This is a genomic window from Mucilaginibacter achroorhodeus, assembly GCF_007846095.1.
Lineage (GTDB): Bacteria > Bacteroidota > Bacteroidia > Sphingobacteriales > Sphingobacteriaceae > Mucilaginibacter > Mucilaginibacter achroorhodeus.
Genome location: NZ_VOEI01000003.1, coordinates 1 through 16,381, shown reverse-complemented (window position 1 = coordinate 16,381; position 16,381 = coordinate 1). Strand labels below are relative to the sequence as shown.

The 16,381-nt window shown below is 42.5% G+C and carries 11 protein-coding genes; 4 read left to right on the top strand and 7 right to left on the bottom strand.

Annotated features, from left to right (window positions below; translation table 11 throughout):
* Positions 1-6: 6 nt before the first annotated feature.
* From FPZ42_RS09845 to trpD, 5 genes are all read right to left on the bottom strand, one after another.
* Positions 7-2,424, bottom strand: a complete 2,418-nt coding sequence (locus FPZ42_RS09845) for an FtsX-like permease family protein (RefSeq protein ID WP_186458736.1) — start codon at positions 2,422-2,424, stop codon at positions 7-9.
* Positions 2,425-2,481: 57 nt separating this feature from the next.
* Positions 2,482-4,908 carry an ABC transporter permease gene (locus tag FPZ42_RS09840; RefSeq protein ID WP_146270867.1) on the bottom strand — a complete coding sequence of 809 codons (2,427 nt, stop codon included), beginning with the start codon at positions 4,906-4,908 and terminating at the stop codon, positions 2,482-2,484.
* Between the two features lie 218 nt (positions 4,909-5,126).
* A complete protein-coding gene (gene trpB, locus FPZ42_RS09835; RefSeq protein WP_146270865.1) occupies positions 5,127-6,308 on the bottom strand; it encodes a tryptophan synthase subunit beta in 1,182 nt (393 codons plus the stop codon).
* 32 nt (positions 6,309-6,340) lie between these two features.
* The gene (locus tag FPZ42_RS09830) at positions 6,341-6,964 is read right to left on the bottom strand and encodes a phosphoribosylanthranilate isomerase (protein ID WP_146270863.1); all 624 of its coding nucleotides are present in this window, start codon (positions 6,962-6,964) and stop codon (positions 6,341-6,343) included.
* A 1-nt stretch (position 6,965) separates the two neighbouring features.
* The gene (gene trpD, locus FPZ42_RS09825) at positions 6,966-7,955 is read right to left on the bottom strand and encodes an anthranilate phosphoribosyltransferase (protein ID WP_146270861.1); all 990 of its coding nucleotides are present in this window, start codon (positions 7,953-7,955) and stop codon (positions 6,966-6,968) included.
* 276 nt (positions 7,956-8,231) lie between these two features.
* Between trpD and FPZ42_RS09820 the strand changes: the two genes are divergently transcribed.
* Entirely contained in the window at positions 8,232-9,173 is a 942-nt protein-coding gene (locus tag FPZ42_RS09820) for an ion channel (RefSeq protein WP_146270859.1), read from the top strand.
* A gap of 41 nt (positions 9,174-9,214) precedes the next feature.
* Here the strand turns inward: FPZ42_RS09820 and FPZ42_RS09815 are convergent, their stop codons facing one another.
* Complete coding sequence (locus FPZ42_RS09815) at positions 9,215-9,943, bottom strand: (Fe-S)-binding protein (RefSeq protein ID WP_146270857.1); 729 nt, start codon at positions 9,941-9,943, stop codon at positions 9,215-9,217.
* Positions 9,944-9,952: 9 nt separating this feature from the next.
* Positions 9,953-11,275, bottom strand: a complete 1,323-nt coding sequence (locus FPZ42_RS09810) for an MFS transporter (RefSeq protein ID WP_146270855.1) — start codon at positions 11,273-11,275, stop codon at positions 9,953-9,955.
* A gap of 170 nt (positions 11,276-11,445) precedes the next feature.
* Here FPZ42_RS09810 and rnr point away from each other — a divergent pair, with 170 nt between their 5' ends.
* From rnr to FPZ42_RS09795, 3 genes are all read left to right on the top strand, one after another.
* A complete protein-coding gene (gene rnr, locus FPZ42_RS09805) occupies positions 11,446-13,587 on the top strand; it encodes a ribonuclease R (protein ID WP_146270853.1) in 2,142 nt (713 codons plus the stop codon).
* 75 nt (positions 13,588-13,662) lie between these two features.
* Positions 13,663-14,637, top strand: coding sequence for a polyprenyl synthetase family protein (locus FPZ42_RS09800; RefSeq protein ID WP_146270851.1), 975 nt, complete (start codon positions 13,663-13,665; stop codon positions 14,635-14,637).
* Positions 14,638-14,650: 13 nt separating this feature from the next.
* Positions 14,651-16,249: a M1 family metallopeptidase gene (locus FPZ42_RS09795; protein ID WP_146270849.1), complete on the top strand. Its 1,599-nt coding sequence runs from the start codon at positions 14,651-14,653 to the stop codon at positions 16,247-16,249.
* Positions 16,250-16,381: the final 132 nt, after the last annotated feature.

The window sequence follows — 16,381 nt, the reverse complement described above, 5'->3', positions numbered from 1 at the left end:
TAATCTTTAATCAGCGCGTAAGCTCTCTGCCGGGTTGGTGAAAGCTGCTCGTACCGACTTGAAACTGATGGTTATTAATGCAAGTACCACAATGCTTGCCCCGCCTAAGCCAAATGCCCATACCGGTATACTAACACGGTATGCATAATTCTGCAGCCAGGCGTTCATAGCGTACCAAGTTATCGGGGAAGCTATTAAAAACGCTACGAGTACCAGCTTGATGAAGTCGACTGATATTAATGTAACGATATCTTGTACGCTTGCACCCAACACCTTTCTTATCCCGATCTCTTTCACACGCTGTTCAGTGGCAAAAGCAACAACCCCAAACAAACCTATACAAGCCAGGAAAATGATGAGTAAGCTGAAACAAGTAAACAGTTGCTGTAATTTGAAATCAGCGCGGTATTGCCTGTCAATCAGATCGCTTACCCAATTGTATTTGAAGGGTCTTGCAGGGTAATAACTTTTATAGAGTTTATTCACAGCTTCCAGCACATGCTTGCCGCTACCCGGGATTGTTTTGATAAGCATTGCCCCGTAACGCTGATCCTTTATGGCCTGTATCACGGTCGGCTTGATCTTGTTGTGGAGCGATTCACTGTAAAAATCAGAAACAACACCTACCGGCATACCTTCAAACTTACCGGCAAGAGCATTGATCTTAAGGCCCATTAATTTGGCTGTATACGCTGTTGCTAAAATTGGTTGGCTGTTTATCAGTCTTTTGGTTTCAGGATCAATAACCCCTCCCATTAACGAATCCTGACTTAGCGCATCGGCATTTGAAGTTCTATCAAACAGTCGACCTTTCTGGAGCCTGAAGCCCATAATGTAAGGCAAATCGGCATCACCTTGAATAAAATAAAGCGTTACGTTTTTTTTGTCAAGTTTTACACCACGCGACATTGAACCCGACCCTGATGAAGGATACCAATTGGTGATACTGGCACCTGTAACACCTGGTATTTGTTTTACCGCATTTTTAAAGCCTTCTCCTGTTTTGCCCCAGTCTGTAAAATCTATATTAACAAGGTTGCTTTTATCGAAACCCAGATCGCGCTGGCTCATAAAATTAACTTGATAACGTACCACAAGAGTGGCAATGATAATAGTAGCTGATATGGTAAATTGGCCAACTATCAATGATCTTTTAAGCAAGTTTAAACCACCGCTTGTTGGTAGCTTGTCCCTAAAAATCACAGTTGGCTTGGGTTTGGATAAGTACCAAGCTGGATATAATCCGGTTAGCAAACTTACCATTGCAACACCAGCGATAGCTATAAACAGAAATGCCCCGTTGAAAAGATTGATAACCAAAGGATGACCGAGATAAACCTCAACGTATTTGATCAGAATAGGATATAGTATTACTGCAATTGCAAAAGATAACGCAAAAAACAAAATTGATTCTGCTAAAAAACGGGCGATGATCTGAGCGGTACCCGCGCCAAGTACTTTTCTAACACCTGTCTCCCGTGCACGTGTGAACACCCTTGAAATGGTTAGGTTAACAAAGTTAATGCAGGCTATAATTAATAGTAAAGCAGCAATTACCGCAAAAATGTAAACGTTACGGATGTTGCCATGCACTTCCTGCACTGCAGGGAAATCAGATCTTAAATAAATATCTTTTAAAGGCTGAAATCTGAATAAATAGTCTAACACCTTGCCCTTGTAGTTCGCAGCGTACCACTGATTAACTTTTTTAGTAAAAGCTTCAATGTTTGTTCCGTGCTTTAATAGCACATATTGTGGCTCAAACGTGTAACCTTCATTAATGCCCGGTATGCGATTATCCTGAGCCCGATATTCGTTAAGCGCGATCACGTCGGCCTGTAGATGTGAGTTTTGCGGCAGGTTTTCAATTACGCCGGTAACAAGGTATTTCTGCGGATCTCCGAACTCAGGAACATTCACGATCACTTTACCTATCACTTCCTTATCCTTAAAATATTGCTTGCGCACCTTTTCGGTTATGACGATATTGGTATAGCCCTTTATAAATTTTTCAGGATTCCCTTGAAGTGCTTTTACATCAAACATATTCCAAAAGGTAGGTTCGGCACGTAGCACCTTAAGGTTTATTTCTTCTTCATCAGCGGTAAGCTTAAGCCGGCTATGAATAACAGATATCCTGCAATAATCTTCCGTTTCAGGCAGGTCACGTTTTAATGAAGGCCCAAGCCCTGAGAAAGTAGCAGGTTGCGGTGCCTCGCCTTTGATAACATTACTTACAGAAAGCACACGGTAAATGCGATTGCCCTTTGACCATTGTTTGTCATAAGACAACTCATCAACAACAACGGTGGAAACGATCAGACAAGCCGTTAGGCCTACACTCAAACCAATTACGTTGATAAGTGAGTAAGCCTTTTGCTTAGCCAGGCTGCGCCAGGCAATCTTAAAGTAGTTTTTTATCATGGAAGTAATGTTAAATAAACAAGTCATTTCCCAATTTCAAGAAAGACTTGTGCATGATTACTCGCTTCTTAAACTTTTAACGGGGTTAACCAATGCTGCTTTTGTTGCTTTATAGCCAACCGTTAGCCATGCTATCATGATGGATGTTGCCATCGCTAAGATGAATACCCCTGCAGTTAAAGGAATACGATAAGCAAAGTTTTGCAACCACTGGCTCATCATATACCAGGCGGTTGGCATTGCCAGCACAAAAGAAATACCTATCAGTATCATAAACTCTTTTGAGAACAGCAACACTATATTGAATACTGAAGCGCCGAGAACTTTACGCACGCCAACTTCTTTGGTGCGCTGTACGGCCATATACGACACCAACCCATACAAACCAAGGCATGAAATAAAAACAGCTATAAAAGCAAACAACTTATAAACCAATGCCAGCTGATTTTCTTGTTTATAGAACTGAGCAATGGTTTCATCAAGAAAGTAGCCATTGTAAGCGTACTCAGGATAGGTTTTTTCCCAAAGGCTTTGGATTGTTTTAGCAGTGCTGCTTAAATTTTTCGTTTCTATCTTGACCGCAACTTGCGATAGAACTGATCTTTTTGATGAGATTGCTATCGGTTTCACCTCATCGCGTAACGAGTTGGTTTTAAAATCTTTAACCACACCTACAATTGGCGAGAAGGTTTTGGCGCTGCCCAATTTCATGGTTTTACCAATAGCATCTTCTGCCCTCTTTATACCAAGCTTGTGTATAAAGGTCTCATTTACAACAAACTGGTTTGTAGTATCACTTTTATCAAACCCTTTGCCTGCAGCAAACTTTAACCCAAAAGTTTTAAAATAATCATTATCTCCAAACTTCAGGAAAGTATTGAAGTCGGGATCTTTCATAGAATTATTATAGTAAAAGTTCGATCCCGAGTTGTTTTCAGATGATGGTGCATCAGAAGCAAAACTTACCGACTTTACATTAGGATTTTGAAGCAAATTGGCTTTAAATGATTCCATCTTACTCAAGCTGATGCTATCAGTATACCCTGGTAGCACCAGTACCGCTTCTTTATTAAAACCGAGGTCGGCTTCATTCACAAAGTTCATCTGGTTAACGGCAACTATAGTACCGATGATCAACAATTGTGCAATGGCAAACTGTGCCACTACTAATGCCCTGCGCAACGGGATACCCCCAATTGATGCTGCTGTGATCTTGTTTTTTAAAGCCAGCACCGGTTTAAAGCCCGATACCACCAACGCAGGATAAATACCTGATAGCAGAACAACAACAATAAATGTTGTAACCAAAAACAATACTGTGCCGGTGCTTAGCAAAGCAATATCATCAGGCACACTGGCAATGTTTTTTAGGTGTGGTAAAGCAATTTTAGCCAGGGCCAAAGCAAGTAATATGGAGAATAATATTACCAGCATAGTTTCGCCTAAAACCTGTGCTATTAGTTGTGAGCGCGTACTGCCTAATACTTTGCGGATACCAACCTCTTTTGAGCGACCAACTGACTGCGCGGTTGACAAATTAATGAAGTTGATAGACGCCATTAAAATAATAAGGATACCAATGAAACCTAAGGTTTTAAGTGTTGCTTTACTGGTTAAATGATCGCCAAGGGTATTGCCTACTTTGGTATCAAAATGCAGTTCGCCAAGCGGCTGCGCTATATGTATGCGGGTACTGTTTGTCTTTTTCTCTGTTGCTTTTTTGGTAAAAATATCTATCTGCTTTTGAAAAGCATCCTGCGACATGGTTTGAGGTAGCAGCGCGAATATCTGGTGGTTGCTGCTCAGAGATCCCCATTCAGTTGTGTAGCCATATAGGTCGCCTGCGTTTTTCCAGGTGATGTAAGATACCAGTACTTTAAGCGGTATGTCCGTGTTGCTTGGTACATCCTCAATAACCCCCGCCACGCGCAAGGTTATCGAATTATCTATTTTGATGGATTTTCCGTTTGCCTCTTTCCAATCGCCAAAATATTTATCAGCAGTAGCTTTTGATAATACTGCCATATTTGGCTGAGACAAAACGTTTTTATCTCCGCTAAGCCATTTTGCAGTAAAAATGTCGAAGAACTGCGGCTCAGTGAACATCACACCAATCGGCTCAATGAATTTTTTGTCGCTGGCAGACACGCTGCCGCCATTACCTAACACAGTGAATTGGCTGCCATTGCTTGAATTTACCGCGGCGAATTTTACCTGCGGCATATCTAAACGAAACCCTTCTAAACCAGGCACCGATACACCTGGGTTATAATTTACATTACCTTCCTGCTTTTGCTCGGTTATAATGTGGTAAATGTTCTTGTAACTGGTATTAAATTTATCGTAACTGGTTTCAAACTGCAGAATTACGAAGATCATCAGGCAGGCGGCGATGCCTACTGTTAAACCTGAAATATTGATAAATGAGTAAGCCTTATGACGAAGGATGTTTCTCCACGCGATCTTGAAATAATTTTTCAGCATTGTGATGGTATTTGCTTAAAGAAGTTAAAAGCCATACCAAAAGTTTAAAAAATTGATTTACAGATATTTATGTTACATATCCAACGTACACGCTGTACGCAAGTGTAACAGCATGTGTACGGTTATGATACAATGGCATCAATTAATCAATGGTTTAAGATCAGAGATCAGGAACTTACTAACAGTCTGTAATCAACTTATTTCCAATCCTTCAGCCTCTAAAATCCAAAATGCTTGATGTATGTGTTCAGGTCTTTATCACCGCGGCCGGAGATACAGATAACTACGTTATCATCTTTCTTAAAGGTCATTTTTTCGAGGTATGCCAAGGCATGGGCTGTCTCTATGGCCGGTATAATGCCTTCTAACTGGCAGCAAAGCAGCCCGGCATTTAATGATTCCTCATCGGTAATGCTTACGTATTGGGCACGATTAACTTTATACAAATGCGCGTGCTGCGGGCCAATGCCTGGGTAATCCAAACCGGCTGATATAGAATAAGGCTCTATAACCTGGCCGTCATCGCTTTGCATTAAAATAGTACGACTGCCGTGCAATACACCCTCTTTCCCAAGCGCAGTAGTAGCGGCAGAGTGCCCGCTGTTCACACCTTTGCCTGCAGCTTCTACAGCTACCAACTTAACATCATCGTCATCCAGAAAATTATAGAACATGCCCATTGCATTGCTGCCGCCACCAACACACGCAAGTACGTATTGTGGCAGTTCGCTGCCGGTGTGTTCTTTCAGCTGTACTTTAGTTTCAGCAGATATGATGGACTGAAATTTGGCCACCATCTCAGGATAAGGGTACGGCCCCACCACCGAGCCGATGATGTAATGCGTATCCACAGGGTTGGCTATCCAATCCCGCAGAGCCTCGTTAGTTGCATCCTTCAGCGTCTTACTGCCGGATGTAGCAGGTACAACTGTTGCTCCTAACATTTTCATGCGGGCAACGTTTGGTGCCTGGCGCTCCATATCTATCTCGCCCATGTACACAATGCACTCGATGCCCATTAATGCGCAAACTGTCGCTGTTGCAACCCCGTGCTGGCCGGCACCTGTTTCAGCAATAATGCGTTTTTTGCCAAGGCGTTTAGCAAGCAATATTTGCCCAATGGCGTTATTTATTTTATGCGAGCCGGTATGGTTCAGATCTTCTCGCTTGAAGAAAATATTTGCACCATATTTTTCAGAGTAGCGCTTGGCGTGGTACAACGGCGAAGGACGGCCAACGTAATCCTTCATCAATTGGTCGAACTCCGCTTTAAAATCAGGGTCATCCAATATTTTCAGGTATTCGCGGCGTAATTCTTCAACATTGGGATACAACATCTCAGGTATGTATGCTCCACCAAAATCTCCGTAATATCCTTGTTCGTTTACTCCGTACTTCATGTTTAATTGTTGAATTAGTGATTGAGTGAATGTTAGCTTCTACTTTTCACCTCAAAAAAAACTTGTTTTAGTTTATCAATATCTTTAAGTCCTGGCGATAGCTCGAACCTGCTGTTTAGATCTACGCCATAGAACGCTGGGTGTTTAATTTTTGCTACCTTGGCGATGTTCTCTGGGCTCAAGCCGCCTGATAAAAAGAAAGGCACATCCAGTTTGTACTGAGTTAATATGTCCCAATCGAATGTTTTACCTGAACCACCATGGGCGGATGTTTTAGTATCGAAAAGAAAGAGATCGACACTTTCTTTGTATGCTTCCAACTGCCCAAAATCAAAGTCGTTATCTATACCAAAAGCTTTGATAACCTCAACTTCGTGTTTGAACAAAGCGCAAAAATCAGGCGATTCATTTCCGTGTAACTGAATAGCATCAAATTTATATTTATAGATCAGTTTGCTTATTACATCAGCAGCTTCATTAACAAAAACACCGGTTTTAATAATATCTGCAGGTATGTGATATAAGATCTCTTCATTAAGGTCACCGATAAACCTGTGTGATCTATCATAACATATAAACCCCATATAATCAGGGTCTAAAGCGCCTATCGCTTTAATGTTATCTTCGAATTTTAAGCCACAAACCTTGATGTGCATTTTAATTAGCTAAAAGTGTTTTAAAACTGTTCAGCGCTTTTTTGCTTACCAATGATTCTTCGGCTTCGTAAAAACAATCAGCAAAGCTGGTATCAGGTTTAATAGTTTTGATGGCCATGGCGGCATTGCTTAACACCACGCTGGTTTGTGCACTCGTTGCTTCATCATTAAGTACTTTCATAAAAATATCAGCCGATTCACCAACCGTATGCCCACCGGTTATCTGATCTTCTTTTAGCTTCTCGAAACCCAGCGATTCCACACTCGTAACCCTTTCACCTTCTGATGAAAAAGTTTTGAAATCGCATGTTAATGATATCTCGTCATAACCGTCAAGGGCATTCAAAATGGTGTATTTTACGCCAGATTTTTGGTACAGGTATGCATAGATACGGGCAAGCTCCAGGTTAAACACGCCTACCATCTGGTTTTGCGGCTTTGCCGGATTTGCCACCGGGCCAAGCATATTGAAGAAAGTTTTTACACCCAGCTCCCGGCGAATAGGTGCCACAGTTTTCATGGCGGGGTGAAACAATGGCGCGTGCAGAAAACAGATATTTGCTTTATCGATACTATGTTTCAGTTTATCTCCATCATTAGTAAAAGCGTAGCCCAAATGCTCCATCACATTTGATGAACCACACCCTGACGATACACCATAATTGCCGTGCTTAGCCACTTTATAACCTGCGCCTGCAACTACAAATGATGCAAGTGTTGAGATATTAAAAGTGTCTTTACCGTCGCCACCTGTACCACAAAGGTCGATCAATTCGCCGTTTTCCAGGTCTATAGGCAAGCAAAGCTCCAGCATGGCATCACGAAAGCCTTCCAGTTCGTTAACGGTAATGCTGCGCATGCAATATGCAGTCATAAAAGCAGCCATTTGCGAGTTGTTGAACTTGCCGGTGGCGATGTCTTTCAATATATCTCTCGACTGCTCACGGGTGAACGTCTTATGTTCGAATAAATGATTGAGTATCTGTTTCATTGGGTAATAAAAAAAGGGTTGCCATGTGGCAACCCTTCCTGAATATCTTTATAAAAAACAAAAAATGAGGTTGCCTTACGATAATTCGTTAAGCCACCACCAGTTATTGTTTAATTGTACTTTCATGTTATTGTGAGGCAAATATGGAAATTGTTTTTACCAAATGCAAGAGGTATTTTACAATGTGTGAATGAGTGCTATATCGGATGAGCGATTATCTTTATTATTGAGCTATTCATTCGCATCTTTGTAATCAGTCTTTTCATCAAATATTAAATGATCCGCGAACAAAAAATAAATCCTGAGAACGACCTTGGTTTTGGGCCGCAACCGGTGATCAAAAATCAGCCTTTGCTTAATAAAAATGGTACCGTGAATGTAAAACGCAAGGGCATGTCGCGGTTTAATACGGCTGATACTTATCATACGCTTATCACCATGAGCTGGACTAAATTCTGGTTGGTAGTACTCAGCGGCTATTTATTTACCAATCTCGTATTTGCATGTATTTATGTAGCCATTGGCCACAGCAGCCTTGATGGTACCTCAGGCGGTAACGGCATGAGCCATTTTTTAGATGCTTTCTTTTTTTCGGCACAAACCATTTCTACGGTGGGTTACGGGCATATCAGCCCGCAGGGTGTTGTTGCAAACAGTGTTGCCGCATTTGAATCGATGTTAGGTTTACTGGCATTTGCGCTGGCAACAGGTTTGCTTTACGGGCGCTTCTCCAGGCCTACTGCCAAGATAGTGTATAGCGAAAATCTTTTGGTGGCCCCTTATCATGGTGGCCGCCGCGGATTGATGTTCAGGCTTTGTAACATCCGTAAAAATGTGCTGATAGATCTGGAGATTGAAGTGGTTTTCTCCTATAACGAACTGGTAGATGGCAAACCATTGAGGCGATTTTTTCCACTAAGCCTGGAACGTAAAAATGTAAGTATGCTCTCGCTTAACTGGACGGTTGTGCACCCATTGGATCAGGATAGCCCGCTGATAGATATTACCCGGGAAGATTTTGAAAGAGGCGAAGCAAGCTTTTCAGTTCTGCTTAAGGCGTTTGATGATACCTTTTCACAAACAGTACATTCGCGTACTGCCTACCAGGCTAACGAAATGGTCTGGGGCGCTAAATTTGTGCCCATGTTTCAACGCGATGAAGAAGGCAGGATCGTATTGGACATGAGCAAGATCAATACTTTCGAGGCGCTAAGTTAATGAGGGCTAATCTGTAAGCGATCAGCCGAGGTACAAATCTCTTATATGTTTCCCCAGCCGTTTGCCAATACATCTGCAATATGCATTGTTTTTAAGGCGATGTTATTCTTATCTATATAACCCTGCAAATGCAACAAGCAAGAGGCATCGGTTGATATAATGTAATCAGCACCAACAGATAGCGCATTATCTACTTTTTGCTGCGCCATAGCAGAAGCAATTGCATCAAACTTTACAGAGAAGGTGCCACCGAAGCCACAGCAAGTTTCCCCGGCGGGCAGGTCAACTACTTCCAATCCGTGTACCTTTTCCAGTAGCTGACGCGGTTCTGCCTTAATGTGGCACTCGCGTAGGCCCGCGCAGCTATCGTGATATACTGCCCTGCCATCCAGTTCGGCACCAAAATAATCTACCTGCAGAATGTTGACCAGGAAATCGCTTAGCTCGTAAATATTGCTTTGGATATTGCGGCATTTATTATGCGATGTAGTGTTAGTAAACAGATCGTTATAGTAATTACGAACCATCCCTGTACATGAGGCCGACGGTGATACGATAACACTATCTTCTTTAAAATCATTAAGGAATTTGCTGGCCACAGTTTTGGCATCGTCCCAAAAACCCGCATTGAAAGCAGGTTGGCCGCAACAGGTTTGTTCGGGGTTATAATTTACCCGGCAACCCGCCTTCTCTAACACCTTAACAGTATTAAAAGCAGTTTCGGGGTACAACTGGTCTATAAAACACGGAATAAACAGATCAATGGTCATCGGCAGAAATTATCTCGCGCTAAAGTCCGTATTTTTCTTTAAAATCCTTTCAGTCTTCAACAACGAAAACAATATTAACAAACCCACAACAAAGAAAGTCCCTAATACCAGGGTTGAATTTCGCATGCTGCCGGTCATCTCTTCTATAAATCCAAAGCTGAACAAACCACCTACAATTGCCAATTTTTCGGTCACATCATAAAAGCTGAAAAATGACGCTGTATCTGTGATATTCTCCGGTAAAAATTTTGAGTAAGTTGATCTCGAAAGTGATTGGATCCCTCCCATCACTAAACCCACCACTACGGCTACTACGTAAAATTGTGTTGAGCTCGTAGTAAAATAAGCGGCTACACAAACACCTATCCATATAAAAACCACAAAGATCAATATCCGTACGTTGCCATATTTATCAGACAAGCGGGACATCAGTGTTGCACCAACAATAGCTACTAACTGGATAATAAGAATTATAGATATTAATGCAGAGGTTTCCATTTTCAATTCTTTAGCGGCAAAGCCTGTAGCAACCAGCATAATGGTTTGTCCCCCCATGGAGTAAAAGAAAAACGCTGGCAAAAAGCGTTTTAGTAAAGGCATGGTTTTTACCTTTTGCCATACTTTACCTAACTCCTCAAATCCGCCTTTGATGATATTTTTATGGTGTGATTGCGCGTTAGGACTGCCCTTTGGCAGTATACTAAACGGAATAAGGGCAAAACCTATCCACCAGATACCAACCAATAAAAACGATATCCGGGCAGGTAACGATTTATCTGTTATACCAAAAATTTCAGGCTTTAATACAAACGCGAAGCATACCAGTTGCAACAAAACGCTGCCAATGTACCCAAAGGTAAAACCCTTGGCACTTACCTTATCCTGCATATCAATGGTGGCTATCTCCGGCAGGTAGGAGTTATAAAAAACAAACCCGCCGCTGTAACCTATGGCCGCCAGGGCAAAGCAAATTACGCCTACTTCCAAAGTTGATGCCTTAAAAAAGAATAATCCGCAGCAAGCCAGGGAGCCCAGCAAAGTGAAGAATTGCATAAATATCTTTTTGTTGCCCCGGTAGTCGGCAACTGCGCTTAAAACAGGCAGCAGGATAACCATTATCAGGTAAGCGGCAGCAAGGGCGTAATCAGTGAGCGCGGTGTTTACAAAGCTCAATCCAAAAAAATTGACTTTATTACCCGTGGCTTCATTTTGGGTGATAGCTACATAATACGCAGGGAAAATAGTTGATGTGATAACAAGATTATACGCAGAGTTGGCCCAATCAAACATGGCCCAGGCGCGGATGGTTTTAGGGTTATTTTTTGCTTCCATTGCTTTTTAAAAGTATGCAATTTTCGGCTTTTACAAAATATCAGTACTTATAGCATCTCGGCAGGTCATATTAAGTTGCCTTTTCCGCTAACAACAGACATTTCAAAACTGTTATGTTTGCATTGTAATTTTTAGCGGATACGATTAGTATCTTAGCGCAACAACTATCTATGTTAAAAAAGAAAAAGAAAAATAAATCGTCTATTGACCAGGTGCTAACGCAAATGGTTTTAGACATATTTGAACAGAACGGCAACACGCCACTTAACTATAAGCAAGTATCCGCAAAACTAAACGTCCGTGACCCCGAAGCCCGAACGGTTATAAATGACATCCTCGATGAAGAGACCTTTAAAGGTGTGCTTAAGGAAATATCTCCGGGCAAATTCCAATTACTCGAGCTTAAAACCTTTGTAGAGGGTAAAGTTGATCTTACCAACGACGGCTCTGCCTTTATTGTTACCGACGACGAGTTTGAAAGCGATATCTACGTTGCCCCACGCAAATTGCGTAATGCATTAAATGGCGACAGGGTTAAGGTTTACGTTTATGCCAAAAGCCGTGGTAAACGTAAAGAGGGTGAGATCATAGAAATACTGAAGCGCCACAAAATGGAGTTTACCGGTGTGGTGCGTTTATCAGAGCATTATGCCTTCTTCCTTGCAGACGACAGGAAGATGATGCACGATATCTTTATCCCGCTAAGCGAACTAAATGGCGCCAAAAACGGCATAAAAGCTGTTGCAGAGATAACAGACTGGCCTGCCGGTGCTAAAAACCCGGTTGGGCGTATTAAACACGTATTGGGCCAGCAGGGCGAGAACGATACCGAGATGAACGCCATATTGGCTGAGTATGGTTTTCCACTTACTTTCCCGGCAGAAGTTGAACATGAGGCCGAAGAAATCCCGGACGTGATCTCTGAAGAAGAAATAGCTCGCCGCCGCGATTTTAGGGATGTACTTACCTTTACTATTGACCCGTTCGATGCCAAAGACTTTGATGATGCGCTATCCTTTAAAAAACTGAACAACGGCAATTACGAAGTTGGCGTGCACATTGCAGACGTGGCTCACTACATTATCCCCGATTCTGCTTTGGATAAAGAAGCTTACGAGCGTGGTACATCCGTTTACCTCGTCGACCGCGTTATACCCATGTTACCGGAGCGATTATCAAACGGATTATGCTCGTTGCGCCCTAATGAAGATAAACTTTGTTTTGCAGCTGTTTTTGAGCTTGACGAAGAAGCGAATATTCACAATGAGTGGTTTGGCAAAACGGTGATACACTCTAACAGGCGTTTCACGTACGAGGAAGTACAGGATGTAATAGAAACCCAACAAGGCGACTATACTGAAGAAATATTAAAGCTGAATGCGTTGGCTCATAAACTTCGCGACCGCAAATTTAAAGCCGGCGCCATAAGTTTTGAAACTACGGAAGTTAAGTTTAAGCTGGATGAAAACAGCAAGCCCATTGGCGTTTATGTAAAGGAACGTAAAGATGCACATAAACTGATAGAAGACTTTATGCTATTGGCCAATCGTAAGGTTGCCGAACATGTGAGCAAAATGGGCAAGGGCAAAAATAAATACACCTTTGTTTACCGTGCACACGATTCGCCTAAGCCGGATGCATTGAACAATTTCGCGCAGTTTGCAGCAAGGTTCGGTTACAAGATCAACACTAAATCAGATAAAGAGATAGCTAAGTCCCTTAACTACCTGATGGAGGATGTTGAGGGTAAAAAAGAGCAGAATGTACTTACGCATTTGGCTATCAGGTCAATGGCTAAGGCTATCTACACAACTAAAACTACCAGCCATTATGGCCTGGCATTTTCTCACTACACGCATTTCACCTCGCCGATTAGGCGATACCCCGATGTGATGGTTCACAGGCTATTATTCCACTACCTTAATGGTGGCAAAAGCGCTAATGCCGACCATTACGAAGAGCTTTGTAAACATAGCTCGGCAATGGAGAAACGTGCTGCCGATGCAGAACGCGCATCTGTTAAATACAAACAGGCAGAATATCTTCGCGACCAGGTGGGCAATGTGTTTACCGGCATTATCTCGGGCGTAACAGAATGGGGTATGTACGTAGAATTGATTGAAAATAAGTGCGAGGGAATGATTCGCCTGCGCGATATTACAGACGATTTTTATACCTTAGATGAAAAGAATTACGCCATTATCGGCCAGCGTAAAAAGAAGATATACCAACTGGGCGATGAGGTAAAAATTAGAGTAAAAAATGTTGATCTGACCAAAAAGCAGATAGACTTTACCCTGTTAAACGAATAACATTTTATAATGATTTAGTGACTTAGCGGTGAAAGATCTATCTCCTCCGCTAACTACTCACCAATCACGCCCTGAATGAGACAACTCGACGAACTGCAATCGCTGATTGCCAATTCCGTAGCCGATCTTAAATTCCCCACATACCCGGCGGAGTTATATGAGCCTATCCAATACATACTTGCATTAGGCGGAAAGCGTATGCGCCCTGCTTTGCTGTTAATGGCTTGCGACCTTTTCGGGGGCGATGTTAACGAAGCGCTCCCTCCTGCCCTTGCCATTGAGGTGTTCCATAACTTCACGCTGATGCATGATGACATTATGGACAATGCACCAAAACGCCGAGGTAAAACAACCGTACATGAAAAATGGAACAGTAACGTAGCCATCCTTTCGGGCGATGTGATGCTTATTGAAGGTTATAAGCTGATGATGCAGGTACGCGAAAATATCCTGCGTACTGTGCTTGATATTTTTAATGACACAGCTGTTGGCGTTTGCGAAGGCCAGCAGTTGGACATGACCTTTGAAACAAAGATCGATATCAGCATTAAGGAGTACATCAACATGATCCGACTGAAAACGGCCGTTGTACTCGGCGGAGCACTTAAAATTGGTGCTTTGATAGGCAATGCGGATGTTAGGGATGCGGAACTGCTTTCCGATTTTGGCATTAATTTAGGTATCGCATTCCAGTTACAGGATGATATCCTTGACGTTTACGGCGACCCGGAGAAATTTGGCAAACAAGTGGGCGGCGATATTATCTCTAACAAAAAAACGTATCTATTGATCAAGGCGCTTGAACTGGTCGAAGGCACAGATGCCCAGGAACTCGATCAATGGGTTACTTACAAACAATTTGACGCCGCGGAGAAAGTTGCAGCAGTTACCGCTATCTACAACAAAGCCAACATACGCCACTATGCAGAAACTGAAATGCATGCTTATGCCGATAAAGCTTTTGCTGCCTTAGACAAATTAAACCTCCCCGAAGAAAACAAGCAATACCTGCGCGATTTTGCTGATGGGTTGTTGGTAAGGGAATATTGATATTATAATCACAATGAAAAAAAATCTGTTTACATACGCTTTTGCTTTATGCTTAAGCATTTTTTGTTTTAAGGTAAACGCCCAAACCTCCGGCGGTAAACTAAAACCGGAGCAAGCTATCATGGATGTTCGCCATTACAACATAGCGATCAATTGCAACTTCCAGGAGAAATCTATCGATGGAAATACCACTGTTGATGTGATCATGAAACAGCCAACAAAAACGCTGGTACTTGATCTGCTGGACTCCCTCCGTGTAAGCGATGTAGCGGTTAATGGCAACAAAGAACCGTTTGAACATAAGAACGGCCTCATCACCATCAACCTTAATAAAGAACTTCCTGCAGGCAAAGCGGCTATAAAAGTAATTTACAGCGGCAAGCCACGCATTGCTAAAAGACCACCATGGGACGATGGTTTCACTTGGACTCAGGACTCAACCGGTCACCCCTGGTTGGCGGTTACTGCCGAGCAAACCGGCGGCAAGATCTACTTCCCTTGCAAAGATCATCCAAGCGATGAACCTAACGAAGGCGCTGATATGTACATAACCGTACCGGCAGACCTTGTAGTTGCCGGCCCGGGTTTGCTTAAAGGCGTAAGTAAAAAAGGTGGTACAGCTACCTATCATTGGCAAACCAAATATTCTATTAACAATTACAGCCTGGTTTTTAATGCAGGCGATTATACAGTCGCTAAAGGTTCATACAGGTCTGTTGCAGGCAACACAGTACCTGTGCAATTTTATGTCTTAAAAGAACATGCGGCACAAGGGCCTCACCTGGTTGAAATGGTGATAAAAGCGGCGCAGGCTAAAGAAAAGTATTTTGGCGAATATCCTTGGGCTAAAGAAAAACTGGGTATTGTTGAAACACCTCACTTGGGTATGGAACATCAGAGCATGAACGCTTACGGTAATAAATTCAGGTACACAAAAGTTGGTGGACAGGACTTTGACTGGCTGATGTTTCATGAATTTGGACACGAGTGGTGGGGCAATAAAGTTACCGCCCGAGACTGGGCCGATTACTGGATCCACGAGGGTATTGACACCTATGCTGATGCCCTGCCTATATTAGATCTGGAAGGCCGACAAGCGTATATAGATCGTTTTAAAAGGTCGGCCTATGGTATCCAAAATAAACAACCAATAGTCTTAGGTAAGGACATTGATGAAGCATCAGCTTACAATGGTGATATTTACAGCAAGGGCGGTTTCTTTATGCATACACTCCACTATGTAATGGGCGATACCTTATTCTTTAAAACGTTAAAAGGCCTGGCCACCGACCCGCAATTCACTTACGACCATCAGAACGTTACTGATGATGTTGAACAATACTTTAGCAAAGCCTACGGCCAATCATTAAAACCCTTGTTTGATATGTACCTGCGTACCACAGATAAGTTAGAAGTAGATGTGAAAGCCCGCCCCGGCGACAGCTACCTAATCAAGCTACAAAACATCAGCATGACTTTGCCGGTAGATGTGGTTACAGACAAAGGCAAACAACGCATGATGTTATCGCCGCAAGGCCAAACAGTTGCCAGTAAAACTATTCCGGTAATAGATCCTGATAGCTGGTATTTGAAGAAAGTGGTATTGGAGTAGCCACTTATTGTCAGTCTGATTTCTATGACAAAAGCAAACTGATTTGATAGGGTTGCTGTTTTTTAATGACGGCAAATATTCTGTGAACGATCTTGTTCCTGACAGCGTTCAATGCGCTCATTCGGTTCTTGC

Excerpts from the sequence above, each read along its gene's own strand:
- FPZ42_RS09795 (WP_146270849.1), top strand. The coding sequence starts at position 14,651 with ATGAAAAAAAATCTGTTTACATACGCTTTTGCTTTATGCTTAAGCATT.
- FPZ42_RS09815 (WP_146270857.1), bottom strand. The coding sequence starts at position 9,943 with ATGACCATTGATCTGTTTATTCCGTGTTTTATAGACCAGTTGTACCCC.
- FPZ42_RS09810 (WP_146270855.1), bottom strand. The coding sequence starts at position 11,275 with ATGGAAGCAAAAAATAACCCTAAAACCATCCGCGCCTGGGCCATGTTT.
- FPZ42_RS09820 (WP_146270859.1), top strand. The coding sequence starts at position 8,232 with ATGATCCGCGAACAAAAAATAAATCCTGAGAACGACCTTGGTTTTGGG.
- FPZ42_RS09800 (WP_146270851.1), top strand. The coding sequence starts at position 13,663 with ATGAGACAACTCGACGAACTGCAATCGCTGATTGCCAATTCCGTAGCC.
- FPZ42_RS09845 (WP_186458736.1), bottom strand. The coding sequence starts at position 2,424 with ATGATAAAAAACTACTTTAAGATTGCCTGGCGCAGCCTGGCTAAGCAA.
- FPZ42_RS09830 (WP_146270863.1), bottom strand. The coding sequence starts at position 6,964 with ATGCACATCAAGGTTTGTGGCTTAAAATTCGAAGATAACATTAAAGCG.
- FPZ42_RS09840 (WP_146270867.1), bottom strand. The coding sequence starts at position 4,908 with ATGCTGAAAAATTATTTCAAGATCGCGTGGAGAAACATCCTTCGTCAT.
- rnr (WP_146270853.1), top strand. The coding sequence starts at position 11,446 with ATGTTAAAAAAGAAAAAGAAAAATAAATCGTCTATTGACCAGGTGCTA.
- trpB (WP_146270865.1), bottom strand. The coding sequence starts at position 6,308 with ATGAAGTACGGAGTAAACGAACAAGGATATTACGGAGATTTTGGTGGA.
- trpD (WP_146270861.1), bottom strand. The coding sequence starts at position 7,955 with ATGAAACAGATACTCAATCATTTATTCGAACATAAGACGTTCACCCGT.